Origin of the sequence: Pantoea hericii, assembly GCF_014155795.1 — a bacterium.
In the GTDB taxonomy this organism is placed as follows: Bacteria; Pseudomonadota; Gammaproteobacteria; order Enterobacterales; family Enterobacteriaceae; genus Pantoea; species Pantoea eucalypti.
In genome coordinates, this window is record NZ_SCKV01000003.1 from 17,858 (window position 1) to 42,941 (window position 25,084).

General features: G+C 55.6%; 24 protein-coding genes and 1 riboswitch. Of the genes, 15 read left to right on the top strand and 9 right to left on the bottom strand.

Translation table 11 applies throughout. From position 1 onward, the window contains the following. The first annotated feature begins 117 nt into the window (after positions 1 to 117). Positions 118 to 310, top strand: a riboswitch (Lysine riboswitch). 113 nt (positions 311 to 423) lie between these two features. Then, positions 424 to 1,776 (top strand): lysine-sensitive aspartokinase 3, encoded by a 1,353-nt coding sequence (gene lysC / locus H7K52_RS07160; protein WP_003855819.1) that lies wholly within the window; start codon positions 424 to 426, stop codon positions 1,774 to 1,776. Positions 1,777 to 2,036: 260 nt separating this feature from the next. Then, a complete protein-coding gene (gene panS, locus H7K52_RS07165; RefSeq protein WP_003855809.1) occupies positions 2,037 to 2,954 on the top strand; it encodes a ketopantoate/pantoate/pantothenate transporter PanS in 918 nt (305 codons plus the stop codon). Positions 2,955 to 3,039: 85 nt separating this feature from the next. On the opposite strand, the gene H7K52_RS07170 is transcribed toward panS, so the two are convergent. The 6 genes from H7K52_RS07170 to H7K52_RS07195 all read right to left on the bottom strand — a co-directional run bounded on the left by H7K52_RS07170 (position 3,040) and on the right by H7K52_RS07195 (position 9,303). Beyond that, positions 3,040 to 4,665, bottom strand: coding sequence for a Na/Pi cotransporter family protein (locus tag H7K52_RS07170; RefSeq protein ID WP_003855807.1), 1,626 nt, complete (start codon positions 4,663 to 4,665; stop codon positions 3,040 to 3,042). A gap of 109 nt (positions 4,666 to 4,774) precedes the next feature. Beyond that, positions 4,775 to 5,767 (bottom strand): ABC transporter ATP-binding protein, encoded by a 993-nt coding sequence (locus tag H7K52_RS07175; RefSeq protein WP_003855804.1) that lies wholly within the window; start codon positions 5,765 to 5,767, stop codon positions 4,775 to 4,777. 2 nt (positions 5,768 to 5,769) lie between these two features. Next, positions 5,770 to 6,555, bottom strand: a complete 786-nt coding sequence (locus tag H7K52_RS07180; RefSeq protein ID WP_003855803.1) for an ABC transporter permease — start codon at positions 6,553 to 6,555, stop codon at positions 5,770 to 5,772. Positions 6,556 to 6,566: 11 nt separating this feature from the next. After that, positions 6,567 to 7,412: an ABC transporter permease gene (locus tag H7K52_RS07185; RefSeq protein ID WP_003855801.1), complete on the bottom strand. Its 846-nt coding sequence runs from the start codon at positions 7,410 to 7,412 to the stop codon at positions 6,567 to 6,569. Then, positions 7,409 to 8,221: an alkaline phosphatase family protein gene (locus H7K52_RS07190; protein WP_003855799.1), complete on the bottom strand. Its 813-nt coding sequence runs from the start codon at positions 8,219 to 8,221 to the stop codon at positions 7,409 to 7,411. Before H7K52_RS07190 ends, H7K52_RS07185 begins: the two co-directional genes overlap by 4 nt. Positions 8,222 to 8,241: 20 nt before the next feature. Next, positions 8,242 to 9,303 carry an ABC transporter substrate-binding protein gene (locus H7K52_RS07195; protein ID WP_008926600.1) on the bottom strand — a complete coding sequence of 354 codons (1,062 nt, stop codon included), beginning with the start codon at positions 9,301 to 9,303 and terminating at the stop codon, positions 8,242 to 8,244. 206 nt (positions 9,304 to 9,509) lie between these two features. Between H7K52_RS07195 and H7K52_RS07200 the strand changes: the two genes are divergently transcribed. From H7K52_RS07200 to ubiA, 4 genes are all read left to right on the top strand, one after another. Then, positions 9,510 to 10,217 carry a UTRA domain-containing protein gene (locus H7K52_RS07200; protein ID WP_182629880.1) on the top strand — a complete coding sequence of 236 codons (708 nt, stop codon included), beginning with the start codon at positions 9,510 to 9,512 and terminating at the stop codon, positions 10,215 to 10,217. A 69-nt stretch (positions 10,218 to 10,286) separates the two neighbouring features. Then, positions 10,287 to 10,697 (top strand): phosphate-starvation-inducible protein PsiE, encoded by a 411-nt coding sequence (psiE, locus tag H7K52_RS07205; protein ID WP_003855792.1) that lies wholly within the window; start codon positions 10,287 to 10,289, stop codon positions 10,695 to 10,697. A gap of 86 nt (positions 10,698 to 10,783) precedes the next feature. Then, positions 10,784 to 11,296, top strand: a complete 513-nt coding sequence (gene ubiC / locus H7K52_RS07210; RefSeq protein ID WP_003855790.1) for a chorismate lyase — start codon at positions 10,784 to 10,786, stop codon at positions 11,294 to 11,296. Positions 11,297 to 11,306: 10 nt separating this feature from the next. Further along, a complete protein-coding gene (ubiA, locus tag H7K52_RS07215) occupies positions 11,307 to 12,191 on the top strand; it encodes a 4-hydroxybenzoate octaprenyltransferase (RefSeq protein WP_039660681.1) in 885 nt (294 codons plus the stop codon). Between the two features lie 60 nt (positions 12,192 to 12,251). On the opposite strand, the gene plsB is transcribed toward ubiA, so the two are convergent. Next, positions 12,252 to 14,675 (bottom strand): glycerol-3-phosphate 1-O-acyltransferase PlsB, encoded by a 2,424-nt coding sequence (gene plsB / locus H7K52_RS07220; RefSeq protein WP_105099482.1) that lies wholly within the window; start codon positions 14,673 to 14,675, stop codon positions 12,252 to 12,254. 128 nt (positions 14,676 to 14,803) lie between these two features. On the opposite strand from plsB, the gene H7K52_RS07225 reads away from it, so the two are divergent. The 4 genes from H7K52_RS07225 (at position 14,804) to H7K52_RS07240 (ending at position 17,690) form a co-directional block, all read left to right on the top strand. Next, positions 14,804 to 15,172, top strand: coding sequence for a diacylglycerol kinase (locus H7K52_RS07225; RefSeq protein ID WP_003855779.1), 369 nt, complete (start codon positions 14,804 to 14,806; stop codon positions 15,170 to 15,172). Positions 15,173 to 15,277: 105 nt separating this feature from the next. Then, on the top strand, positions 15,278 to 15,892 hold the full coding sequence (gene lexA / locus H7K52_RS07230) for a transcriptional repressor LexA (RefSeq protein ID WP_003855777.1): 615 nt from the start codon (positions 15,278 to 15,280) through the stop codon (positions 15,890 to 15,892). Between the two features lie 98 nt (positions 15,893 to 15,990). Next, positions 15,991 to 17,313, top strand: a complete 1,323-nt coding sequence (gene dinF, locus H7K52_RS07235) for an MATE family efflux transporter DinF (RefSeq protein ID WP_182629881.1) — start codon at positions 15,991 to 15,993, stop codon at positions 17,311 to 17,313. Positions 17,314 to 17,477: 164 nt separating this feature from the next. Then, the gene (locus H7K52_RS07240; RefSeq protein WP_003855774.1) at positions 17,478 to 17,690 is read left to right on the top strand and encodes a CsbD family protein; all 213 of its coding nucleotides are present in this window, start codon (positions 17,478 to 17,480) and stop codon (positions 17,688 to 17,690) included. An 89-nt stretch (positions 17,691 to 17,779) separates the two neighbouring features. On the opposite strand, the gene zur is transcribed toward H7K52_RS07240, so the two are convergent. Beyond that, positions 17,780 to 18,301 carry a zinc uptake transcriptional repressor Zur gene (gene zur, locus H7K52_RS07245; RefSeq protein ID WP_033763401.1) on the bottom strand — a complete coding sequence of 174 codons (522 nt, stop codon included), beginning with the start codon at positions 18,299 to 18,301 and terminating at the stop codon, positions 17,780 to 17,782. Between the two features lie 450 nt (positions 18,302 to 18,751). Between zur and H7K52_RS07250 the strand changes: the two genes are divergently transcribed. From H7K52_RS07250 to pspG, 3 genes are all read left to right on the top strand, one after another. Further along, entirely contained in the window at positions 18,752 to 20,002 is a 1,251-nt protein-coding gene (locus tag H7K52_RS07250) for a conjugal transfer protein TraF (RefSeq protein WP_039660677.1), read from the top strand. A gap of 105 nt (positions 20,003 to 20,107) precedes the next feature. After that, on the top strand, positions 20,108 to 21,100 hold the full coding sequence (gene dusA, locus H7K52_RS07255) for a tRNA dihydrouridine(20/20a) synthase DusA (RefSeq protein WP_003855761.1): 993 nt from the start codon (positions 20,108 to 20,110) through the stop codon (positions 21,098 to 21,100). 180 nt (positions 21,101 to 21,280) lie between these two features. Continuing rightward, entirely contained in the window at positions 21,281 to 21,547 is a 267-nt protein-coding gene (gene pspG, locus H7K52_RS07260; RefSeq protein ID WP_003855759.1) for an envelope stress response protein PspG, read from the top strand. 211 nt (positions 21,548 to 21,758) lie between these two features. Here pspG and H7K52_RS07265 read toward each other — a convergent pair whose 3' ends face one another. Beyond that, positions 21,759 to 22,742, bottom strand: coding sequence for a quinone oxidoreductase (locus tag H7K52_RS07265; RefSeq protein ID WP_003855757.1), 984 nt, complete (start codon positions 22,740 to 22,742; stop codon positions 21,759 to 21,761). 96 nt (positions 22,743 to 22,838) lie between these two features. Here H7K52_RS07265 and dnaB point away from each other — a divergent pair, with 96 nt between their 5' ends. Together dnaB and H7K52_RS07275 are read left to right on the top strand one after the other, a co-directional pair. Further along, on the top strand, positions 22,839 to 24,245 hold the full coding sequence (gene dnaB, locus H7K52_RS07270) for a replicative DNA helicase (RefSeq protein ID WP_003855755.1): 1,407 nt from the start codon (positions 22,839 to 22,841) through the stop codon (positions 24,243 to 24,245). Positions 24,246 to 24,374: 129 nt separating this feature from the next. Beyond that, positions 24,375 to 24,854, top strand: a complete 480-nt coding sequence (locus H7K52_RS07275; protein WP_008926607.1) for an Lrp/AsnC family transcriptional regulator — start codon at positions 24,375 to 24,377, stop codon at positions 24,852 to 24,854. Positions 24,855 to 25,084 lie beyond the last annotated feature (230 nt).

Genomic DNA, 25,084 nt, shown 5'->3' on the forward strand with positions numbered 1-25,084 from the left:
CTGTAACCGCTGCGGCGCGGGTTAATTTGTTTTCTGATGCGGCTCTCCAGCCATCGCTGACATTGACAGCAGGTCCAGAAAAGGCTAAATCTATGCGCCTACTTGCGCACCTGTGCGCAAGCCAGAAGAGGCGCGTCGCCCAGGTAGTGTGTTGGAGGAACCGTATCCGGTGAAAACACATAATGGGGAGCGACGCCGAGGTGGGTCAGCACGCGGTGTGCTGCCTGTCGGCTACAGGGGCTGAATCCTCTGGGTTGTCACCAGAAACGTCTGCAGTCGACGTTTCGCAAGGTGGGGCGCTTCTGGGTGACTCGTCTATCTGATCTTGTCCGCCCGTTTCTGCTCTTTCCTTGTGCCTGGCTGAAAGAATGTTTCTCGACCCTTTCATCGGCGAGAACAAGATAACCTGACACGAGGTCCTACATGTCTCAAACTCTGATAGTGGCAAAATTTGGCGGCACCAGCGTAGCCGATTTTGAAGCGATGAACCGCAGCGCCGATGTGGTGTTGCAGGACGCCAGTACGCGTCTGGTTGTGCTCTCTGCTTCGGCGGGCATTACCAATCTGCTGGTGGCGCTGGCTGAAGGCCAGCAGGCTCCGCAGCGCGCTGTTCTGCTTGATGATATCCGCCGTATTCAGTATGCCATTGTCGATCGCCTGCAGCATCCGGAAGTGATCCGCGATGAAATCGATCGGATGATCGACAATATCAGCATGCTCTCTGAAGCGGCTTCACTGGCCACCTCTAACGCCCTGACTGATGAACTGGTCAGCCACGGCGAGCTGATGTCATCACTGCTGTTTGTGGAAATTCTGCGTGAACGTCAGGTTAACGCGGAGTGGTTCGATGTCCGTAAAGTGATGCGCACCGACGATCATTTTGGCCGGGCTGTACCGGATGTTGAGGTGCTGGCGGAGCAGGCGACGGCGCAGTTACAGCCGCGCATCGGGCAGGCATTGGTCATTACTCAGGGCTTCATTGGCAGTGAACGTGAGGGGCGCACCACCACCTTAGGGCGTGGCGGCAGTGATTACACCGCCGCGCTGCTGGGCGAAGCGCTGAATGCGGCGCGGGTGGATATCTGGACAGATGTGCCAGGCATCTACACCACCGATCCCCGCGTGGTGCCGACGGCGAAGCGCATTGACGAGATCACTTTTGAAGAAGCCGCCGAAATGGCGACGTTTGGCGCGAAAGTGCTGCATCCCGCGACACTGCTTCCTGCTGTGCGTCGGGGTATTCCGGTCTTCGTCGGTTCCAGCAAGGATCCGGCAGCGGGCGGAACCCGCGTCTGCAACGAAACCCGTAACCCGCCGTTGTTCCGGGCGCTGGCTTTACGCCGCAAGCAGACGCTGTTAACGCTGCATAGCCTTAACATGCTGCATACGTTTGGTTTCCTCGCCGAACTCTTCAACATTCTGGCACGTCACAACGTCTCGGTTGACCTGATCACCACCTCCGAAGTAAGCGTGGCGCTGACCCTCGACACCACCGGTTCGACCTCAACCAGCGCCAGTCTGCTGACCCAGGCCTTGCTGACTGAACTCTCGTCGCTGTGCCGGGTAGAGGTGGAAGAAGATCTGGCGCTGGTGGCGATTATCGGCAATCAGCTGTCAAAAGCGTGCGGTGTCGGCAAAGAGGTGTTTGGTGTACTCGATCCGTTTAACCTGCGGATGATTTGCTACGGTGCCAGCAGCTACAATCTCTGCTTCCTGGTGCCCGGCAACGATGCGGAAAGCGTGGTACGTACCCTGCATCGCAATCTGTTCGAGTAATCTTCTGGTTAATGCCGATTATCGGTGCCGTGCCAGGTGGTTCGATCTACCGCGGTTTAGAGGAAAAAGCAGCGTAATTTCGCCAATATTCTGCGGATCGGCAGCAGTCGATCCGCATTTTGCCGCCTCGCCCCATCTTCGCCTTACGCCGTGATAATGAAATGTTATGATCCCGCCTTCGTCACGGCAGTCGTTCCTGTCTGGCGATTCTCTATGGCAAACCTGCATAAAACATAACATTCTTATAAGGAAGTCTGGCTATGCTCGCCACGTTAACCCGCCTGTTCCCGCTCTGGGCCGTGCTGTTGTCTGTCGCCGCGTATTACTCTCCTGGTACCTTTCTCGGCATCGGCCCCTGGGTCACCTATCTGCTGATGCTGATTATGTTCGGCATGGGTGTGACGCTGAATATCGACGATTTCAAACGGGTGCTGACCCGACCTGCGCCGGTAATTGCCGGAACTTTCCTGCACTATCTGGTGATGCCGTTAGCCGCCTGGGGACTGGCAAAACTGTTTCATATGCCGCCCGATCTGGCAGCCGGCATGATTCTGGTCGGCTCCGTGGCCAGCGGCACCGCCAGCAACGTGATGATCTATCTGGCGAAAGGGGATGTGGCGCTGTCGGTCACGATCTCGTCAGTTTCTGCGCTGGTGGGGGTGTTCGCCACGCCGTTGTTAACCCGCTTTTACGTTGATACCCACATTCAGGTTGATGTGGTGGGTATGCTGCTGAGTATTGTGAAGATCGTGGTGATCCCGATTAGCCTTGGACTGATCATTCATCACAGCATGAACAGCGTGGTTCGCCGGGTGGAACCCTGGCTGCCTGCATTTTCCATGGTCTGCATTCTGCTGATCATCAGCGCGGTGGTGGCGGGCAGTCAGGGCTTTATTGGATCGGTGGGTCTGATGGTGATCGCGGCGGTAATCCTGCATAACGCGATTGGCCTGCTTGGTGGTTACTGGGGTGGCAAGCTGTTTGGTTTCGATGAGTCGACCTGCCGTACGCTGGCGCTGGAAGTTGGCATGCAGAACTCCGGGCTGGCGGCGACGCTGGGCAAACTCTACTTCTCACCGCTGGCGGCATTGCCGGGCGCGCTGTTCTCGGTGTGGCACAACCTGTCAGGTTCACTGCTGGCGGGTTACTGGTCCGGTAAGCCGATTAAGAAGAAGTAACTGTGGCGGCGCATGATGATGCGCCGCTTCTCATTATTGTTGCGCCGGGTGTTTTCAGCCTGGCGCAATGGTCTGTTCACACGCCTTATTCGTAATCCCGCTCATCGTCGGGCTGTTCCAGCACGGTATAGGCCACGCTGCAGAACAGCGAATTCAGACGCTTCATGTCGCCGAGTAGACCAAGGTGCAGTGAGCTGGTCTCAATGCTCTGCACGTTCTGCTGGTGCAGGCGATCAACATGGGCGTGAGAGTAGCGGCGAATCATCAGGCGGAAGCGATGTTTCGCGCGGCGCAGCCGTTTGGCGCTGGTGACATCATGCGACAGAAACACCGACAGGCTCATTCTGAGGTTGGCAATCAACAGCTCCTGCAGCTCCTGCAGCTCTTTTAATCCCTCGGCAGAAAACGCGCGGCCCGCTGCCAGCGACTTGTCAGCCACATCGCCGCTCATCCGTTCAATAATGTCTCCGGCCTGCTCCAGATTCAGCGACATCTCGATAATTTCGCCCCAGCGGCGCGAATCCTCTTCGGGGAGATCCTCTTTTGGCATCCGCGCCAGATAGAGCTTGATGGCGGTATAGAGCACATCGACATCATCATCCAGCCGACGCACCGTACGCTCCTCGCGGGATTCGCCATGCACGACTTTATTAAACGCCTCCAGCATCTGTTCCACCACGTCACCGATGCGCAGCGCTTCGCGGGCGGCATTCACCAGCGCCAGCGCCGGGGTATCCAGCGCGCTGCGATCGAGATGCTTAGGCTTGAGGTGCAGTGCGTTATCGACGTCGTCGGCAATCATACGACGGCAAAGGCGCGCCATCAGGTCAGCAAACGGCACCATCGCCACGCAGCGAATCAGGTTGTAAAACACATGGAAGAAAATCACTAACTCTTCATCGTTAACCGGCAGCTTATCAAGCCAGGTAGCCACAATATCGACAAACGGCAGGATTACGATGCAGCCAACGAACTTAAATAGCAGGCTGCCGAGCGCCACGCGTTTACCGGCGGCATTCGAGCCGCTGGCGTTGATCATTGCCAGCAGGCCACTCCCAAGGTTGGCACCAATCACCAGACAGAGCGCGACCTTGAACGAAATGACCCCGGTGGCGGTCAGCGTTGCGGTGATCAGCACGGCGGCCAGACTGGAGTAACTGATAATGGCGAATACCGCACCCAGCAGTGCATCAAGCATCACGTCGCCGGTCAGGCTGGAGAAGAGGACCTGGACACCGGCGGCCTGGGTAATCGGACGAGCCGCTTCAACAATCAGCTGCAATGCCAGCAAAATCAGGCCCAGACCAATGCTGGCCCGGCCTAACTGACCGGCGCGGGTCTGCTTGCGGCTGAGGAAAAAGACCACGCCAAAAAAGATAAACAGCGGTGAAAGCCAGGAGAGATCAAAGGTCAGGATACGCGCCATGATGGCGGTACCGACATCCGCACCCAGAATCACTACCAGCGCGGGTGTCAGGCTGACCAGATTCTGCGCCACAAACGAGGTGACCAGCAAGGTCGTGGCGTTGCTGCTCTGCACCAGGGTGGTCACACCGATGCCCGCCAGAAACGCCATCGGTTTTTTTTCTATGCTGCGGCTCAGGACGCGGCGCAGATCGGCACCATAGACCCGCATGATGCCGGTTCGCACAATATGCGTGCCCCAGACCAGCAGGGCCACTGCAGAGAGTAGATTAAGCAGGGTTAACACGTGGTGTCGCTCCTTGTGTCAGGCTGCAAGCAGCACAGACTGCCAGCCTGACAGAGAGAGCAATCTGTGAAAGGGGATTGCCGTACTATGCGTGATTTTTTCCTGTGTTTTAAGCAACCTGGCGCAAAGTCGACATCTCTAATTGTAGACCAATCTTCCTGCCTGCGGGGTGCAAATCCGCCGCCGAGCGGTTTAGCACATCCACTGAAAGTTCGACGTCATGCGCGCGGATCCGATAGCGGATCACGTTGCCCAGCAGACTGTGGCTGAGAATTTCCGCAGGAATGCCCTGGTCTGGCGCGGTGAACAGCATCGATTCCGGACGAATGGCCACCTGGCTATTAAAAGGCTGACCGGTCAGTCGCGTTGCCTGTTCAGCACTCAACAGGTTGTAGTTGCCAATAAATCCGGCGGCGAACAGATCGACCGGCTGGGTATAGAGTGCTTCGGCGTCGCCGTTCTGCACGATTTTACCCCGGTTCATCAGCACGATGCGATCGGAGAGCGTCAGCGCCTCCTCCTGGTCATGGGTCACGAACAGGGTGGTGAGATTCAGCTCACGCTGGATGCGCCGGATCTGATCGCGCAGATGACGACGGATACGCGCATCCAGCGCCGACAGCGGCTCATCCAGTAGCAGCAGTCGCGGACGCGTCACCAGTGAACGCGCCAGCGCCACGCGCTGACACTGCCCGCCCGACAGCTGGTGCGGATAACGGCGCGCATAGTCGCTGAGTTCAACCAGCTCCAGCACCTCCAGCACCCGCTGGCGGATTTGTGCTTCGGGCAGTTTCTGCATCTTCAGGCCAAACGCGACATTCTTCTCCACCGTCATGTTGGGAAACAGCGCATAACTCTGGAACACCATGCCGATGGCGCGCTTCTGCGGGGCCAGCGGCACGATATCTTTGCCTTCCAGCCGGATTTCACCGCTGTCGACGCTGGTTAATCCCGCCAGACAGCGCAGCAGCGTTGATTTACCACAGCCGCTGGGGCCAAGCAGGGTGACAAATTCCCCTTCAGCGGCGCTGAAATCGATCTGCTCGAAGATGGGCGTCGGTCCATAGGACTTGTTCAGCTCTCTGACCTCAAGGTAACTCATATTCAGCCTCGTTCGGGATTCAGGGCGTTGGCCAGCCAGGTGACCAGCAGCACCACAAAGAAGTAGGAGATCACCAGCGCGCTGGTGAAGTGACCGCTGCCGTTACGCATGTTGAAGAGGTAAACCTGCAGGGTTTCATAGCGGTTGCCGACCAGCAGGTTAGCGAAGACAAACTCACCAATCAGAAAGGAGAAAGAGAGCAGTACGGCAATCAGCATCCCTTTGCGCAGGTTGGGGAGCACCACCCAGATCGCTGCCTGCCAGGTACTGGCCCCCAGAAGCTGTGCCGCATCAATCAGCTCTTTGAGATTGATCGCCTGCATATTGTTCGACAGTGCCCGGTAGATAAAGGGGAGTGCGATAGTGAAATAACAGCCAATCAGGATCCACGGCGTGCCGGTCAGCATCAGTGGTGACGACGAGTAGAGCTGGAGTAATCCCACGGATGACACCACTGGCGGCACGGCGAACGGCATCAGGATCAGGATGTTCATTACTGAATCCAGCCGGGGAAAGTAGTAAGCAATTACAAACATGGCAGGCAGCACCAGCGCTAGCGAGAACAGCAGCGCACCAAAGCAAATCAGCAGCGAATGGCCCAGCGCCGTCAAAAATCGCGGGTCGCTCCAGAGCTGGATGAACCACTTCAGGCTGTAGCCCTGCGGCAGAATGGTATTGCTCCAGTCGGAGGAGATTGCATAAAGCAGCGTGGCCAGCAACGGCAGCGCCAGCAGGGTAAAGAGTAACCCGACCATGATTCGATGATAGAGGTGCTCAGCACGTGACATGACGGCTCCTTTCATGGCTGTTTCGCATTGAGATAGCTGCGGCGCACCAGATACTGCTGTACCAGGGTAATCAGCGCCATGATAGCCACCAGCAACATTGCCAGCGCGCTGCCGGTGTTGGGATCCAGCGAGATATCACCGGAAACCAATGCAGCGATGCGCACCGGAACCACGTTGAAATTACCGGTGGTCAGGGCGTAAATCGTGGCGTAAGCGCCGAGGGCATTCGCCAGCAGAATCACAAAGGTTCCGAGCAGCGCCGGGAAAAGAATTGGCAGTCCGATGTGCCACCAGTAGCGCCAGCGGCTGGCGCCCAGTAGTGCGGCCGACTCCTGCCACTCTTTTTTCAGCCCGTCGAAGGCGGGATAGAGCAGCAGCACGCCCAGCGGAATCTGAAACCAGGTGTAGACCAGTACCATGCCGTTGCGCGAGAAGAGTCTGAAGCTCTCAATCACACCATAATGGCGCAGCAGCAGCGTCAGGCAGCCGTTCAGCCCCAGCAGAATCACAAAGGCAAACGCCAGCGGGACACCGGCAAAGTTACTGGTCATGTTGGTAAAGGAGATAAGAAAGCGCTGCAGTCGTCCGCCGCCGAGCTGATGCAGCGAATAGCCGGTGACCAGCGCAATCAGTAATCCCCAGACGCTGGACCAGAGCGAGATATCCAGCGAAAATCGAAATGCCTGCTGGTAGAAGGGTGAGGTGAGGATGTCGTGATAGTTATCCCAGCCCCACTGGCTGTTCATGTCACTCCAGAAGCTGTTGATGGCGATCCACAACAGCGGTGCCAGCTGGAAGGCGACCCAGAACAGGGTGAAAGGTAACAGCAGCAGCAGTGCGACGCCTTTTCCCTTCATCTTTGTGACTCCGCCAGCAGGCCGCGGCAGACCGGCTTGTCATGCGCCACCTCAAGCAGTTCACACAGCGTGCCACACAGGTCGGTTTGCTGCGGCGCAAGGTCAGGCTGCAGCGAGAAAGCATGACCAAAGACAAACAGCGGCACCGTGGTCTCCTCCGGCAGAATCCCGCCGTGGGAGCGATCGTCATTCATGCCGTGATCGGCGGTCACCATCACCTGATAGCCCTCGGCCAGCCACAGCGGCATCCACTGCGACAGCAGGCCGTCGGCGATACGTGCCCGGTTGCGGTACTGCGGCGAAGAGAGCCCCGACTTATGACCGGCATCGTCGATATTCATCGGGTGGATCAGCAGAAAATCGGGATCGTGACGCAGCCGCAGGCTCTCCGCATCTTCAAACAGATGCGAGTCAGGATAGCTATCGTCAGAGTAGAAGTGGCCGAACTGAATGGGCAGGTCCGGCGCATCGGTGTGACGATCGCGTGCCGGAACGAACGGAGTGCGGTTGTAAAGCTCACTCACCCAGTGGTAGGCCGCCGCCGCCGTAGTCAGGCCCGCCGCACGCGCAAAGTGAAACACGCTGCGCTCGCGACTTAACCGGCTGACGCCATTATGAATAATGCCGCTTCTGACCGGCGGAACCCCGGTCAGAATGCACTCATAAAGCGGGCGCGACAGCGACGGCAATTCACAGGTCATACGGTAATAGAACCCGTTGCCCTGTGAACATTCGGCATGCAGGTAACCCATTGCATGTTGTGCGACCTGATTGCTCAGGCCGTCCAGCACTACCAGGATGGTCTTCATTCCGTTCTCCCTGCCGCGAATTACTGCTGCATGTTGATGATGACGTTTTCCTGCCACAGGCGCGGCAGCATTTTCGACGATTTATCCCAGGCAGCCTGATCCTTAACCGGACGGGCATTTTTATATTCTGATTGCGGCAGCAGGCGAGCCTGAACGTCTGCTGGCAGCGTCAGATGCTCAGCACGAATCGGGCGGGCATAGCCTTTAGCCAGATTGATCTGTCCCTGGTCTGAGAAGATATATTCGCGCGTCAATTTTGCGGCGTTAGGGTGTTTCGCATATTTGTTGATGATGGTGGTGTAGCCGGAGGTCACTGAGCCATCAGACGGAATCACCACTTCGTAGCGATTTCTGTCAATCTGGTCGCGGTAGTTAAGGGCGTTAAAGTCCCACACTACTGCCATCTGCACTTCACCTTTTTCAATGTTGGCAATCACCGGATCGGTCACGCCAAGACGCCCCTGTTTTGCCAGATCGGCAAAGAAGGCCAGCGCCGGTTTCAGGTTCTTCTCATCACCGCCTAAGGCGTAGTTGGCAGCCAGGACGCCGTTGGCCGCCTGAGCTGCCACGCCGACGTCACCGATAGTAACCACATACTTACCTTTCTTCAGATCGGCCCAGCTGTGGGGGATATCTTTAACCTGCTGCTTGTCGATCAGAAAAGCGATGGTGCCGGTATAAGCCAGTGCCCAGTTACCCTCTTTATCTTTGGCCCAGGCCGGAATCTGATCCCAGTGCGTCGGTTTGTAGGGCTGGGTTACACCCTTCGCGACAGCGATTGGACCAAAGGCGGCGCCCACATCGCCGATGTCAGCGCTGGCGTTCTCTTTCTCTGCATCAAATTTCGCCAGCTCCTGCGCCGATGACATATCGGTATCGCTGTGCTTAAGGCCATATTTGGTGCTGATGTCGTTCCAGGTATCTTTCCAGTTGGCCCAGCTGTCTGGCATCCCGACGCTGTTGACCTGACCTTCACTGCGCGCCGCTTTTTCCAGCGCGGCGAGGTCGTTATCGGCGGCCTGCGCAACGGGCAGGGTGAGGACTACAGCACTGGCTACTACAGAGGCGATAAACGCTTTCATCTCAGTTGCTCCGGGTGTAAGTTGATGGGCCTGGCTGGTCTAGTCCAGCAAGAACCGAGCCAATGTAGCCCCTCTATATGAACGATTTATGACAAAGCGGCGCTGTGCGGGGAATGGGCGATGAAAGACGTGGCGCGTTCGCCCGCCACAGGCGTGTTTATCTGACCAGTAAAAGTGCGAAGTCGCACCAAAATGAGGCTACTGTTGTGGAGTCGATAGCACTCAAAACGGCGGATGCGATAGCCAGCGCACTGCTGACACGCATTCAGACAGGTGAGTTCAGCGGCGGACGCCTGCCGGCAGAGCGTGCCTTAAGCGAGGCGTTCAGCACCACGCGGATTACTCTGCGGGAAGCGCTGGGCAAGCTGGAAGCGCAGGGGATGATCTACCGTGAACTGCGTCGTGGCTGGTTTATCGCACCGCCGCGTCTGATCTACAACCCGCTGCATCACAGCCACTTTCATGCCATGGCGACGCAGCAGGGGCGTCAGGCAACCACTGAGGTGATCGCCGCTGAGCAGGTCGCGGCGCACGAGAGCGTAGCCACTGCGTTGCGGCTGGCACCCGGCTCGGCGGTTTACTGCATACGCCGCCTGCGGCGCATTGATGGGCGTGCGGTGCTCTATGTTGAGCACTACCTCAATCCCCGTTTTTTCCCTGGCCTGCTTGATGAAGACCTGACCCGTTCCCTGACCGATCTCTATGACCAGCGCTACGGTATTCGTTATGGCGGCGCGCGTTTTACGATTATGCCAGGCCCTTTACCCGAGGTCGCAGCGCCCACACTGAATGTGGCACCGGGCAGCCCCGGCTTGCTGATCACCCGCATCAACCGCAATCAGCAAGAAGAGGTGATTGACTGCGATTGTGAATACTGGCGTTACGATGCGCTCTGTGTTGATGTGGAGGCCTGAGGCGTTATTGTGATTTGCGTCACACTCGCGCATGATGCTGCGCTAATAACTCCTTTTTAAAGGCGCAACATGAGTGACAAAAATCCTTTGGCCCGCCACCTTGCAACGGTACTGCAATGGGTGCTGAATCTGGGGCTACTGAGTCTGGCGATTATCCTGATCGTCTTTTTAGGCAAAGAAACGATTCATCTGGCAAACGTGCTGTTTAACACCAGCGAGCAGGCTTCCTCCTATCTGCTGATTGATGGAATCGTCATCTATTTCCTCTATTTCGAATTTATCGCCCTGATTGTTAAGTACTTTCAGTCGGGCTATCATTTTCCCCTGCGCTATTTTGTCTATATCGGGATCACGGCGATTATCCGCCTGATCATCGTCGACCATAAAAATCCCTTCGATACGCTCTGCTACTCTGCGGCGATTCTGATTCTTGTCGTCACCCTGTGGCTGGCAAACAGCAACCGGCTGAAACGCGAGTAATCCTCCTGCCGTCTGACACGACGGCAGGTGTTCGCATCGCCTCTCTGCGCTAAACTAGCGACCTGAAAATTATCGGGAGTGGTGCTATGTCGCAAGACGCACTCAGCTTATTACGTTCGCTCAACTGGCTTTCTCCGTCGCAGGCCACCCTTGCGCCGCCATTGCTTGACTGGCTGATGGAGGAGGATTCAATGACGCGCCGTTTTGAACAGCACTGTCAGCGGGTCACGGTTCAGCCGCTGCGTGAAGGCTTTATCGACGCCAGCGAGTTGGGTGAGGAAAGGGCGTTATTGCCAGACGACGAACGCTTCTGGCTGCGTGAAGTGCTGCTGTTCGGCGACGATCAGCCCTGGCTGGCTGGCCGCACGCTGGTGCCGGAAAGTACCCTCAACGGGCCAGAGGCGATGCTGCAACAGCTGGGCACCCGTCCTCTGGGTCGCTATCTTTTCTCCTCGTCGACGCTGACCCGCGATTTTATTGATCCGGGCCAGGTAGAGGGATTGTGGGGACGGCGTTCACGCCTGCGTCTTTCCGGCAAACCGCTGCTGCTGACTGAACTGTTTTTGCCGGCATCGCCGCTCTATCGCGATCTGGTCTGAGGATTCTGTGGTGCAAAATAGCTTAAGTATGAATAAGTGGCGGGCCTATGCTCGCCTGATGCGTATTGATAAACCGATCGGTACGCTGCTGCTGATGTGGCCAACGCTCTGGGCGTTATGGCTGGCGGATATGTCGATTCCGCCGCTGCCGGTGCTGGCGGTGTTTGTGGCCGGGGTTTTCGTGATGCGAGCAGCCGGTTGTGTGATCAATGACTACGCCGATCGGAAAGTCGATGGTCACGTTGAGCGCACAAAGCACCGTCCACTGGCCAGCGGCGCGGTCAGTGCAAAAGAGGCTAAGCTGCTGTTTGTGATTCTGGCGCTGGTGGCGTTTGCGCTGGTGCTGACCATGAATCTGATGACGATTATGCTCTCCGTCGTGGGGCTGGCGCTGGCCTGGGTCTATCCCTTTATGAAGCGCTATACCCATCTGCCGCAGGTCGTTTTGGGTGCCGCGTTTGGCTGGGCAATTCCCATGGCGTGGTCCGCAGTTAGTGAGTCCTTACCTCTGGTCTGCTGGCTGGTATTTATCGCTAATATCTGCTGGACGGTGGCTTATGACACGCAGTATGCGATGGTGGACCGGGATGATGATCTGAAGATTGGTGTGAAATCGACGGCGATTTTATTTGGTCGCTTCGACAAGCTGATCATTGGCCTGCTGCAACTGGCGACCCTGCTGCTGATGGCGCTGGTGGGCATGATGCTGCATCTGAATGGTGCCTTCTACTGGACGCTGCTGCTGGCGGCTGCGCTGTTTGTTTATCAGCAGAAGCTGATTGCCGGGCGCGAACGTCAGCCCTGCTTCCAGGCTTTCCTGAATAACAACTACGTCGGGATGGTGCTGTTCCTGGGCGTACTGATGAATACGCCGCCGTTCAGTCAGCTGTTCTGAAAGTTTTGGGCATAAAAAAGGCGACCTCATGAGGTCGCCTTTTTACAATGCGCGCGGCGGTCAGTCGTGCGCCACCGCGGTTTCAATGGTCATGCGGACATCACTGGTGACCAGGTCAGCCAGAATATGCCAGGTCGCCAGGGTCTGCGCGACATCGGCATCACCGCTGTCGCTGATATACCCTTCATCACGCAACGTCAGTACCAGTGAGGTAAAGACCGCTTTGTCGAAGAACTCCGGCGCATTGATTCCGTGCAACACTGACAGACGCTGTGCCAGCGTCCGGCTCTCTTTCTCCAGCGTGCCACGGTTAATCGTCGGCTTGGCGCTGAGAATCGAGAAGGTAATGGCATAACGCTGCAGCGTTTCGCGCACACCGGCGGCCAGCAGTTGCAGCGTGCGATAGCGTGCTGCGGTAAAGCGCAACTCACCCGCTTCGACGGTAATCAGGCCCTGACGTGCCAGCTCCTGACTTACGTCAGTCAGCAGTTGTGGCAGCTCATCGGTCTGCCAGCGCAGGAACAGTTCACTCTTCAGCATCGGATAGACCAGGCTCACCTGACGCAGCAGTTCCGCTTCACTCAGCGTCTGATGTTGCTGAACAATGGCGGCAATCAGCGACGGCATCACCAGCATGTGATGAATGTTGTTACGGTAGTAGGTCATCAACACTGCCTGCTCACGTGGCAGAATGATGATGTCGCCAATACTGTCTTTTTCACTCTCAAATTTGTTCATACCCAGGGCGTGATCCAGCAGCGCTTCTGCGGAAAGATCGGGTACGGTCGCATTGGGCGAATAAGGCACATTACGCAGCAACTGGGTATAGCACTCCAGCTGTTCAATCAGCTGTTCACGGGTTAGTGAGCGCTGACGTGACGCCAGCAGCGCCGTGACACAGAGGTTCATCGCGTTAGCCGCGCCCGCTTCATTAATACGCACCATCAGACTGGCCGCGATGTCATTAACGGTCGGCGTTAACCAGCTCGGACGTTGCGGCTCAATCGGATCGATCGCGTCGCGCCATTCCGGCACCCGCTTATTGAGATAGTTGACCAGCGGCAGCGGTTCGCCGAAGTTAACGTAACCCTGACCGAGATTGCGCAGCTTGCGTAAGCCGCGCACCATCTGCATGAAGCCCTCTTTCTCTTTGGCTGCACCGCGTAGTTCTTTGGCGTAAGTGCCCACTTCCATCACGTGCTCATAACCGATGTAGATCGGCACCAGCGTGATGGGGCGATTTCCGCCGCGCAGCATCGCCTGTAAGGTCATGGCTAAGGTGCCGGTTTTAGGGTCAAGCAGGCGACCGGTACGTGAACGGCCTCCTTCGACAAAGTATTCAACTGAATAGCCGCGGGTGAACAGCTCGCCGAGATATTCGCGGAATACCGTGGCGTAAAGCTTATTGCCTTTAAAGGTACGACGAATAAAGAAGGCGCCCAGACGACGGAAAATCGGTCCGGCTGGCCAGAAGTTGAGATTGATACCCGCGGCAATGTGCGGCGGCACCAGCCCCTGATGATAGAGCACATAGGAGAGCAGCAGATAATCCATGTGGCTGCGATGGCAGGGTACATAGACAATCTCGTGGCCATCCTGCGCCAGCTGGCGAACTTTTTCACCGCCATTGACGTTGATGCCCTGATAGAGACGACTCCAGAGCCAGCCCATCACACGGTCGGTGACGCGAATGGCTTCATAGGAGAAGTTAGCAGCGATCTCTTCCATCATCTCAACAGCATTCTGCTGGGCTTTCTCATGGGAGATTTTTTTGCTGCGCGCTTCATCTTCGACGGCTTTTTCAATCGCTTTGGATTGCAGCAGACGATTAAACAGATCCTGACGCGCCGGTAAACGCGGGCCGATCGCCGCCAGTCGCTGACGGGCAAAATGGATGCGTGCCACGCGAGCCAGTTTCTGGGCAATCGACTTGTCCGTACCGTGTTCCGTTGCCATGCGGCGCAGCGAGACGGTCGGCGAGAAGCGGACAAAACTGTCACGTCCGTGCCAGATGACCGCAAAGAATTTCTGCACCCCATTCAGCACACGCAGATGCGGCGTCGCTTCGCCCTGGACTTCACGTCCTGGCGCACGGCCAAACATCACGGTGACCGGCAGCATCTGAATATCCAGCTCAGGATTATTGCGATGCAGGTCGAGGTAATCGTGAAAGATTTTTACCGATTCAACGCTGGGCACAAAATAGGGGAATACGCGTGGGCCATTATGAATAAACACGTGGCGCGGCAGCAGCGAACCATCAATCTCCAGCGGAATCAGCGGATCGGGCAGATGATGCCGCAGACACTGTGCACGTAAAGTCAGTAAGTCAGCCTTCGAATCGTAAGGCAAAACATACATAATAGGTCGGGTCGGATCCAGACCATGTTCAGACACGGGATCGGCCGGAATGGCCTTACTTTTTACCAAAAAGGAGAGTGGTAAATTAAGTAATTTGTAATAGAGTTTACGCCAACCTGACATAGACAACATGAAGCCTCTTGTTAGCAAAGCGCCGCAAGCATACCAGAAAGCGCAGCGAAGATCTGTGGTGGTGCCAATTGCACGCAGCCCAGACATTGACGTCAATTGAATGAAAGGGTTCCCACATCATGGCAAATAATGCCACCGGACTTATCAGAATAGTAAAAGCCGCAGGCTACTCCTGGCAGGGACTGCGCGCCGCCTGGCAGCATGAAGCCGCCTTTCGGCAGGAAGCCCTGGCTGCGCTGGCCGCTATTATTATCGCGTGCTGGCTGGATGTCGATGTGATCGCCCGCATCCTCATGATTGGCGCCGTGGTGCTGGTCGTCATTGTCGAAATCCTCAATAGCGCCATTGAAGCGGTGGTTGACCGGATTGGTCAGGAACATCATCCCCTGGCGGGCCGGGCCAAAGACATGGGCTCGGCGGCGGTACTGATCAGCATCTTACTGGCCCTGTTTGTCTGGGTCGCGCTGCTCTGGACACATTTGCGATAAGCCTTCCATAACGCGCCTGAGGGCGCGTTTTCCCTGACAATCGGTTTCCATTTCGCCAATACCTGTATATACTCACAGCGACTGTATAAACAACCAGGGGGCGGGATGAAAGCATTAACCAGCAGGCAGCAGCAGGTCTATGACCTGATTCGCGACCATATATCTTCAACGGGCATGCCGCCTACGCGTGCAGAGATCGCCGCGCAACTGGGCTTCCGTTCGCCAAATGCGGCTGAAGAGCATCTGAAAGCGCTGGCGCGTAAAGGCGTTATTGAGATCGTTTCGGGTGCATCACGCGGCATTCGTCTGTTAATGGAAGAAGAAGTTTCAGAAGGACTACCGCTGATTGGCCGGGTTGCTGCCGGTGAGCCGATCATGGCGCAGGAACATATCGAAACCCACTACAAAGTGGATCCGGGCCTGTTCAAGCCTTCTGCCGACTTCCTGCTGCGCGTCAGCGGAATGTCGATGAAAGATATCGGGATTATGGACGGCGACCTGCTCGCGGTACATAAAACCCAGGATGTGCGCAACGGTCAGGTTGTCGTTGCACGCATTGATGATGAAGTCACCGTTAAACGCTGGAAAAAGCAGGGTGCTATCGTGCATCTTCTGCCTGAAAACAGCGATTTTGACCCTATCGTGGTCGACACCCGTGCGCAGTCACTGACCATTGAAGGTCTTGCGGTTGGCGTGGTGCGTAACGGCGAGTGGCTTTGATTCTGAGGCCTGCGTGCATTCGCCTTTTCTGATGCTATTCTGTCTGCCCTAATTTTGTTGCCTGCTTTGCTGCAGCGACACTGAGCACGGAACGGCGAATGCGCTTTATCACGGCAACGGATAAAAATCTCTGGCGGCTTGCGCTGCCGATGATCCTTTCAAATATCACCGTTCCCTTACTGGGCGTGGTCGATACTGCAGTTATTGGTCATCTCGACAGCCCTGTCTATCTTGGCGGGGTTGCGGTCGGGACCACAGTGACCAGCTTCCTCTTTATGCTGCTGCTTTTCCTTCGAATGAGTACCACTGGCCTGACGGCGCAGGCGTTTGGTGCGGGCGATAAAACCGCTCTGGCACGCGCGCTGACGCAGCCGCTGATCATTGCGCTGCTGGCCGGCGTGCTGTTCATCGCATTGCGTTATCCGATTATTCAGCTGGCGACCCATCTGGTAGGTGGCAATCCTGATGTACTGGAACAGGCGGCGCTGTTTATTCAGATTCGCTGGCTCAGTGCACCTGCCACGCTGGCAAACCTGGTCATCCTGGGCTGGCTGTTGGGCGTTCAGTATGCGCGGGCGCCGGTAATCCTGCTGATAGTGGGCAATCTGGTGAACATCGTGCTCGATCTCTGGCTGGTGATGGGGCTGCACTGGGGTGTCGCGGGAGCAGCAACCGCCACGGCGCTGGCGGAGTACATCACGCTGGGCGTCGGCGGCATCATGGTCTGGCGGGTGTTAAAGCTGCGCGGTATTACGTTTAATCTGCTGAAGCAGAGCTGGCGCGGTGACAGCGGCCGACTGCTGCGACTGAACCGGGATATCATGTTGCGCTCTCTGATGCTGCAGCTCTGTTTCGCCTCGCTGACCGTGCTGGGTGCGCGGCTGGGTCCGGACGTGGTGGCGGTTAACGCGGTATTACTGATGTTCATTACCTTTACTGCCTACGCGCTGGATGGTTTTGCCTACGCGGTTGAAGCTTTTGCCGGCGAAGCGCATGGCGCAAAAGATGGCAGTAAATTGCAGCACGTCTGGCACTCAGCCTGTCGGCAGGCGGTGGTAGTCGCGCTCTTCTTCTCGCTGGTTTATGCCATTTTTGGCCCGCAGATTGTTACCCTGCTGACCTCTCTTGAGTCACTGCAGCAGACAGCTGACCGCTATCTGGTCTGGCAGATAATCATGCCGCTGATCGGCGTCTGGTGTTATCTGCTGGATGGAATGTTCATCGGGGCGACACGTGGACGCGAGATGCGTAACAGCATGGTCGTGGCGGCGGCTGGCTACTTTCTGACGCTTATCAGCGTACCGTTGCTGGGCAACCACGGTCTCTGGCTGGCGGTGACGGTATTCCTGGCGCTGCGCGGCCTGTCACTGTGGCTCATCTGGCGTAAGCACTGGCGTCAGAACAGCTGGTTTGAGGCGTGATCCAGCAGCGCTGACTCGGGAGGATACGGATTATTCTGTATTATTCTGCATTTTTGAAATTTACTACTACAATTAACTATAACAAGCGAAGTTAACCCGCGCTTTGTATCGTTATTTTGTTAAACAGCAAGATAATTATTTAACCCGAGGATTGGAGGTCTGCCATGAACAAAGATGAAGCGAGCGGCAACTGGAAGCAGTTCAAAGGCAAAATGAAAGAGAAATGGGGCAAGCTGACCGACGATGATATGCAGGTTATCGAAGGTAAACGCGATCAGCTGGTCGGTAAAATCCAGGAACGCTACGGCTATGCAAAAGATGAAGCAGAGCGCGAAGTAGCAGACTGGGAAGGCACCAATAAAGATTACCGCTGGTAATCAGCGCATTCCCCGATAGCCCGCTAAAATCGTTCCGGCGCGCCTGCACCGGAACAGTACAGGGACGGAACCGCACAAGGATGTGCCCGTCAGCCGCGTTTTCCCCGCTTTTTACCCTCATCCTGATGATTATGATCGCAACTCTCATGGTGCGTGCAGGCTTCAACGACGGCACAACTTTCACATAAACCATGTGCTTCAATCACGCTGTGGCGTAATGCAAACTGCGCTTCACCCGCCAGTGTCGCGATAATCTTTTCTACGCCCTGTGCCTGTTTCTCAGTAACGGCTGCACAACGGTCACAGACCAGCATGACTGACGTATGTGCCGGTGCTTCAAAGTGGTGACACATGACGTAGCTATTGTTGGATTCCACCCGATGAATGAAACCCTGTTCCAGCAGAAAGTCCAGCGCCCGATAGACCGTGGGCGGCTTAGCCTGTGGTTCGCTGACGCGAAGTTGATCCAGCAGGTCGTAGGCGCTGATAGAGCCCGGCTGTTCCGCCATCAGGCGCAAAACCTCAGCACGCTGCGAAGTCAGACGCACACCGCGCTGCAGGCACATTTTTTCGGCCTGAATCAAAATTTGCTGCGACGTCATGTTGGTCATGAAAATTCTCCGCTGGATAAGTGATGTTATTTTATCACACATAGTTTCGCGGTGCTGAGGTTGGTTTTTGTCTGATAAAACAGCATTATTCGCCTGATAAAGCAGCATATTTAGAATTCAGCCCGCTTTTTATCTCAAATATGACGATAATTCAGATCCATTCTGCAACCGTCTGAAGCGGAATTTGTTGGCATTTTGCTTTGCATCTCACTGAGTTAAGAAGTAATGTTCAGAAAGACTTAAGAAAAGTCTGGCATTGTTTGAAATGCACCGATGCAGTCTGAACTATTACAACGGTTTTTTGATTGGAAAACGTCCAATCCTTTGAATTAAGACACTGTTTCCTTTGAATTCACAGCAATAACGCGTTAGCCAGGGTTCACAATAGGGCTAACAAACTATTCAGTCGTTGAATGTTTCAATGACAATTTCTCAGGTGATGGCAGGCAAATGGTGAAAAAATCCGCTCAACGTTCAGCGCTGAAGTACTCCGCTGTAGTGACCGCGCTTTTCCTTTCTTCTTCCGCCATGGCGGCAGGGACCTGGTACGATGCACGTAATGACGCCATGGGTGGCACCGGCGTAGCATCTTCTCTTTATGGTTCCGCAGTGCTGGCGAACCCGGCATTGATGACGCGTGCTAAACCCGACGATAACGTCAGCATTATTGTTCCTTCAGCGGGTATTCAGGTTACTGACAAAGATAAGCTGCTTGATAAAGTTGATGATATTTCGGACACCGTGGATCGTTACCGCACAGTGCTGAATAACTTTACGCCAGCGGATTTCTTCCGCGGCTACCCTGAATTACGCGCCGCCTCCGGCGATGTCGCTAACAAACTCAGCGATTTGCGTGGCAACAAAGCGGATGGCAGTGCGGGTGCGGCCGTGGCCGTGACCATCCCCAATGAGACCCTGCCTTTCGCCTTTATCACCAAAGCCTACGGAACCGCGCACGTCCGCGCCAATGTCGTACAGGGTGATATCGACTATCTGCGCGGTGTTGCTGACGGTACGCGGTTCCCACGTCCTGGCGATCAAAATAACCTGCGCTCCAGCGCCAATGGCCTGGCGGCACTGACCACCGATTACGGTGTCGCGGTGGCGCATGAGTTCACCATCGCCGGTCAGCCAGTATCTGTTGGTGTGACGCCAAAAGTGCAGAAAACCTGGCTCTATAACTATACCGCCAGCATCTACAACTACGACAAGAACGACATCAACAATAGTAAGTATCGCAGCACCGACACCGGCTTTAACGTTGATGCCGGTCTGGCGACCACCTTTGCTGAAAACTGGACGCTGGGCGTGACCGGACAGAACCTGGTTTCACGCGATCTGCAGACCAAAGAAGTGAATGGTTACCGCGACACCTACCAGATTCGCCCGCTGGTCACCACCGGTCTCTCCTGGGATAAAGGTCCGTTTACCGTGACGGGCGATGTGGATCTGACTGAAACCAAACGCTTCAAAAGCCAGGATAACAGCCAGTATGCGGCGGTGGGCGCGGAATACCGCGTATTTGACTGGCTGCAGCTGCGTGGCGGTTATCGTGCGGACATGCGTTCTCACGACGAGAATGTCGCCACAGCAGGTTTTGGTGTGTCACCGTTTAACAAAGCCGTCCATCTGGATCTGGCTGGCTCAGTGGGTGCTAACAACACCTGGGGCGCGATGATGCAGCTCGGCTTTAACTTCTAACCGCGTTATTCAGGCTGTCGGGGTCGGGCGATGCACTATCGCCCGCCCTTGTGTTATCCTTGCACAGAATTCCATCATCTTTAATTACCGGATTGCCTGCGCTTCATGTCTAATTTCTCTTCGCAACGCTTCTCTATTGCCCCTATGCTCGACTGGACCGATCGTCACTGTCGCTATTTTCATCGTCAGCTGACCGGCGATACGCTGCTCTACACCGAAATGGTGACCACAGGCGCGATCATTCATGGCAAAGGGGATTACCTGGCTTACAGTGAGGCGGAACATCCGGTCGCATTGCAGCTCGGTGGAAGCGATCCGGCGGCGCTGGCGCAGTGCGCGAAGCTGGCAGAGCAGCGTGGCTACGATGAAGTGAACCTCAATGTCGGCTGTCCCTCCGATCGCGTACAAAATGGTCGTTTCGGTGCCTGCCTGATGGCCGAAGCGAATCTGGTTGCGGATGCCATTAAAGCGATGCGCGACGTGGTCTCCATTCCGGTCACGGTGAAAACCCGCATCGGGATTGATGAGCTGGATAGCTATGAATTCCTGACTGATTTCATCGGCACGGTGGCGGGACGCGGCGAGTGCGAGACATTTATCATTCATGCGCGCAAAGCCTGGCTCTCTGGCCTCAGCCCTAAAGAGAACCGCGAAATTCCCCCGCTGGATTATCCACGCGTCTATCAGCTGAAACGCGATTTTCCGCATCTGACGATCGCGCTGAATGGCGGCGTGAAAACGCTGGAAGAGGCACAGACTCATCTGCAACACCTCGATGGTGTGATGATGGGACGTGAAGCCTATCAAAACCCCGGCATTCTGGCGCAGGTCGATCAGACGTTGTTTGGTCGTCAGCATCCGGCGGCTAACCCGGTGGACGTGGTGCGCGCCATGTACCCCTACATTGAAGCGGAACTGGCGAAGGGCACCTATCTGGGGCACGTCACGCGCCATATGCTGGGACTGTTCCAGGGCATTCCCGGCGCCCGTCAATGGCGACGCCACCTGAGTGAAAACGCCCACAAACCGGGTGCTGATGTCCGTGTGCTGGAAGCCGCGCTGGCGCTGGTAGCGGATAAGATCCCGCAGGAAGCCTGATCTGCAATCCCGTCCTGAAAAACCAGCCATCAGGGCTGGTTTTTTTTACGCCACTTTATGGTTTTTTTCGCCAAAGCGTCATGCGGCTTTTGATTTTTATTATATAAAAATCAATGAGTTAATGGTTGGCACGCTTCTTGTAATAGCGATAACAATCGATTTCAAAAAAGGAGCGCTGACGTGGAAATATTATTCGTATTAGGGTTTTTCCTGATGCTGTTGCTGACCGGTGTTTCGCTGATTGGTGTGCTGGCGGCACTGGTTGTCGCAACCATCGTGATGTTTGTCGGTGGACTGTTCGCACTCGTGATCAAAGTATTGCCGTGGCTGGTGCTGGCGGTGATCGCTGTATGGCTGCATCGGGCCTTTTTTGGCGACAGCGATGCGCGAGCGCGTCGTAAGCTGAGACGTAAAATCGACAGGCTGGACCGTAAAGGCTGGCGCTAAATGCGGTGATGATCACACTGTGAGAGATTGCTCAGCGCTGAACTGCAATTAACCATACTTTTTACTTATGTTTTCTGGCAGGATGCCTGAGGTCAAATCGATGTGCCATCGACTCGACATGAATTCATCGCCGCTGTCCCTACACCAGCGCGAACAAAAAATAAAAAACAGAAGAGGGCTTCCCATGGGAAGCCCTTTTTGTTGCCTGCAATTACGGGATTAACAGACAGGATCCCTGCGTGGCGCGGCTCTCCAGCAACTGGTGCGCTTTGCTGGCCTCTTTCAGCGCAAACTTCTGCTGTTCCGGCACATCCACTTTAATTGCGCCACTCGCCAGCAGAGAGAACAGTTCGGCGCTGGCGATTTCCAGCTCCTGACGGTTGGTGACATAGCCAAAGAGTGAAGGGCGTGTCACAAACAGTGAGCCTTTTTTATTCAGAATACTGAGATCAACGCCGGTTACCGGCCCCGATGCGTTACCAAAACTGACCATCAGGCCATGACGGCGCAGCGAGTCCAGCGACGCCTCCCAGGTATCTTTACCCACGGAGTCATACACCACGGCCACTTTTTTCCCTTCAGTCAGCTCGCTGACGCGCTGTGCAATGTTCTCTTCGCGGTAATTAATGGTCGCCCAGGCGCCGGCATTTTTCGCCATGGTGGCTTTTTCCGCTGAACCCACGGTGCCGATCAAATGCGCGCCCAGCGCTTTTGCCCACTGACAGGCGATTAATCCGACGCCGCCGGCGGCAGCATGAAACAGGAAGGTCTCACCGGCGCTGATTTTATAGGTCTGGCGCAACAGATATTGCGTGGTGAGTCCTTTCAGAAAGCTGGCTGCGCCCTGCTCAAAGCTGATGGCTTCCGGAAGATGCATCAGGCGATCTTCCGCCACGTTGTGCACGTCACTGTAAGCACCCATAGCCGCCATGCAGTAGACCACGCGATCGCCGGGTTTAAACAGGGTCACACCATGGCCTACGCGCGACACCACGCCCGCGGCTTCTGTCCCCAGGCCTGAGGGAAAATCGGCAACCGGATAGAGCCCGCTGCGAACATAAGTATCGATGTAATTAATCCCGATAGCGCGATTTTCAACTTGCACTTCATGTTCAGCGGGGTCAGCAGGTTCAAAATCCGTCCACGCTAAAACGTCCGGACCGCCATGTGCGCTGAACTGAATACGCTTTGCCATTCTGACTCCTGTGATTGTTTCATCATGAGGGTGAGGCACGCACCCCAACTAAGGTATACTTGCGCGTCCCCACAGAAGATCGGTAATGCATTCACTATGGCAGGAAATAAACCCACCAACAAATCGAACGAAACGCAGGATCGCCAGCTCGCAGGCGTGAAAATGCCCCCGCATTCTCTGGAAGCGGAGCAGTCGGTGCTCGGTGGGTTAATGCTGGATAACGAGCGCTGGGATAACGTCTCTGAGCGCGTCGTCGCGAATGACTTTTACAACCGCTCGCATCGGCTGATTTTTTCCGAGATGCAGCGGCTGCTGGAAAACAGCAAACCCATAGACCTGATTACGCTCTCCGAATCGCTGGAAACCCGTGGTGAACTGGAGATGGCGGGCGGATTCGCCTATCTGGCTGAACTGGCGAAAAACACCCCGAGCGCGGCAAACATTGGCGCGTATGCTGACATCGTGCGTGAACGTGCGGTGGTGCGTGAGATGATCTCCGTCGCCAACCAGATTGCCGATGCCGGTTACGATCCGCAGGGACGTAACAGCGAAGAGCTGCTCGATTTTGCCGAGTCGAACGTCTTTAAAATTGCGGAAGCGCGTGCGGATAAAGATGCTGGCCCGAAAAACATTGAGCAGATTCTGGAATCGACCGTCTCCCGTATCGAATCGCTCTATCAGACGCCGCACGATGGTGTCACCGGCGTCGATACCGGCTATCAGGATCTGAATAAAAAGACCGCAGGCCTGCAGGGCTCTGACCTGATTATTGTCGCCGCACGTCCGTCGATGGGTAAAACCACCTTTGCGATGAACCTGTGCGAAAACGCCGCCATGCTGCAGGAAAAGCCGGTGCTGATATTCAGTCTGGAGATGCCCAGCGAGCAGATCATGATGCGTATGCTGGCCTCGCTCTCTCGCGTCGATCAGACCCGCATCCGAACCGGACAGCTGGATGATGAGGACTGGGCGCGAATCTCCGGCACCATGGGCATCCTGCTGGAGAAGAAGAACATGTACATTGATGACTCTTCTGGCCTGACGCCTACCGAAGTGCGTTCGCGCGCCCGGCGCATCTACCGTGAAAACGGTGGCTTAAGCATGATCATGATCGACTACTTACAGCTGATGCGTGTGCCGGCGCTGTCGGACAACCGTACGCTGGAAATTGCGGAGATCTCCCGCTCGCTGAAAGCACTGGCCAAAGAGCTGAATGTACCGGTGGTGGCGCTGTCGCAGCTCAACCGCTCACTGGAACAGCGTGCTGACAAGCGTCCGGTCAACTCGGATCTGCGTGAATCGGGCTCGATCGAGCAGGATGCGGATTTGATCATGTTTATCTACCGCGATGAGGTTTACCACGAAAACAGCGATCTCAAAGGGATCGCCGAGATCATTCTGGGTAAACAGCGTAATGGTCCCATCGGTACGGTGCGCCTGACCTTTAACGGTCAGTGGTCGCGCTTTGATAACTACGCGGGCCCGCAATACGACGACGAATAATCGCCGGTTTGTGCTGTCATGCACGATCTGTGCATGACAGCACCCATCATCAGAAAATAGTGTTGGACAACCTCTCGGGTAATCGGGTTATCTGTAATAAAGCGACGCCCGGACCGATGTGGAAACGGAATGACTCACGTAGACGATTACGACCTTAAAATCCTCACTTTATTACAAACTAACGGCCGTCTGACCAATCAGGAACTCAGCGATCTGGTCGGCCTTTCCGCCTCACAATGTTCCCGCCGCCGTATCAATCTGGAACAGGCTAATCTCATCCTGGGTTATCACGCCCGGCTGTCGCCCGATGCGATCGGACTTGGCATGGTGGGATTAATCGAGGTGCGCTTAATTAACCACACCGCAGAATATGTCGAGAGCTTTCACCGCATGGTGGAGCAGGAGCAGGCGATCGTGGATGCTTACAAAACGACCGGCGACGCTGACTATCTGCTTAAAGTGGCAGTGGCCGATCTCAATTCTCTCAGTGCACTAATCAGCCAGTTAGTCGCGGGCCACCAGAGTGTTTCCCATGTGAAAACCTCGGTAGTACTGGGACGAATGAAAGAGAACGGGCTGATGATGATCCCCGGAGAGAAGACGCGCTAAAAAGGTGCGTGATGTGCGGTTTTGGTGCACACTTGCGGCAATAAATGCAAGTAACGCGCATGTTAACGGACTTTAATGCATAGGTTGATGGTGCAGGCCAGAATTTGTGCACACGTTTCCGTTATAAAGCGCCTTAGATATCAACAGGATATCGCGGGCACTTCGTTTACAGCCGTTAAGGGTTGTGACGCTGGTGTGTTTTTTGCATAGAAACGGCATCTTTTGCACTG

Coding starts and splice junctions, on each gene's coding strand:
- dusA (WP_003855761.1), top strand. CDS start 20,108: ATGTCTAATTTCTCTTCGCAACGCTTCTCTATTGCCCCTATGCTCGAC.
- panS (WP_003855809.1), top strand. CDS start 2,037: ATGCTCGCCACGTTAACCCGCCTGTTCCCGCTCTGGGCCGTGCTGTTG.
- H7K52_RS07250 (WP_039660677.1), top strand. CDS start 18,752: ATGGTGAAAAAATCCGCTCAACGTTCAGCGCTGAAGTACTCCGCTGTA.
- H7K52_RS07265 (WP_003855757.1), bottom strand. CDS start 22,742: ATGGCAAAGCGTATTCAGTTCAGCGCACATGGCGGTCCGGACGTTTTA.
- H7K52_RS07275 (WP_008926607.1), top strand. CDS start 24,375: ATGACTCACGTAGACGATTACGACCTTAAAATCCTCACTTTATTACAA.
- zur (WP_033763401.1), bottom strand. CDS start 18,301: ATGACCAACATGACGTCGCAGCAAATTTTGATTCAGGCCGAAAAAATG.
- H7K52_RS07240 (WP_003855774.1), top strand. CDS start 17,478: ATGAACAAAGATGAAGCGAGCGGCAACTGGAAGCAGTTCAAAGGCAAA.
- H7K52_RS07225 (WP_003855779.1), top strand. CDS start 14,804: ATGGCAAATAATGCCACCGGACTTATCAGAATAGTAAAAGCCGCAGGC.
- dnaB (WP_003855755.1), top strand. CDS start 22,839: ATGGCAGGAAATAAACCCACCAACAAATCGAACGAAACGCAGGATCGC.
- H7K52_RS07195 (WP_008926600.1), bottom strand. CDS start 9,303: ATGAAAGCGTTTATCGCCTCTGTAGTAGCCAGTGCTGTAGTCCTCACC.
- H7K52_RS07175 (WP_003855804.1), bottom strand. CDS start 5,767: ATGAGTTACCTTGAGGTCAGAGAGCTGAACAAGTCCTATGGACCGACG.
- H7K52_RS07185 (WP_003855801.1), bottom strand. CDS start 7,412: ATGAAGGGAAAAGGCGTCGCACTGCTGCTGCTGTTACCTTTCACCCTG.
- lysC (WP_003855819.1), top strand. CDS start 424: ATGTCTCAAACTCTGATAGTGGCAAAATTTGGCGGCACCAGCGTAGCC.
- dinF (WP_182629881.1), top strand. CDS start 15,991: ATGCGCTTTATCACGGCAACGGATAAAAATCTCTGGCGGCTTGCGCTG.
- H7K52_RS07180 (WP_003855803.1), bottom strand. CDS start 6,555: ATGTCACGTGCTGAGCACCTCTATCATCGAATCATGGTCGGGTTACTC.
- psiE (WP_003855792.1), top strand. CDS start 10,287: ATGAGTGACAAAAATCCTTTGGCCCGCCACCTTGCAACGGTACTGCAA.
- lexA (WP_003855777.1), top strand. CDS start 15,278: ATGAAAGCATTAACCAGCAGGCAGCAGCAGGTCTATGACCTGATTCGC.
- H7K52_RS07190 (WP_003855799.1), bottom strand. CDS start 8,221: ATGAAGACCATCCTGGTAGTGCTGGACGGCCTGAGCAATCAGGTCGCA.
- ubiC (WP_003855790.1), top strand. CDS start 10,784: ATGTCGCAAGACGCACTCAGCTTATTACGTTCGCTCAACTGGCTTTCT.
- plsB (WP_105099482.1), bottom strand. CDS start 14,675: ATGTCAGGTTGGCGTAAACTCTATTACAAATTACTTAATTTACCACTC.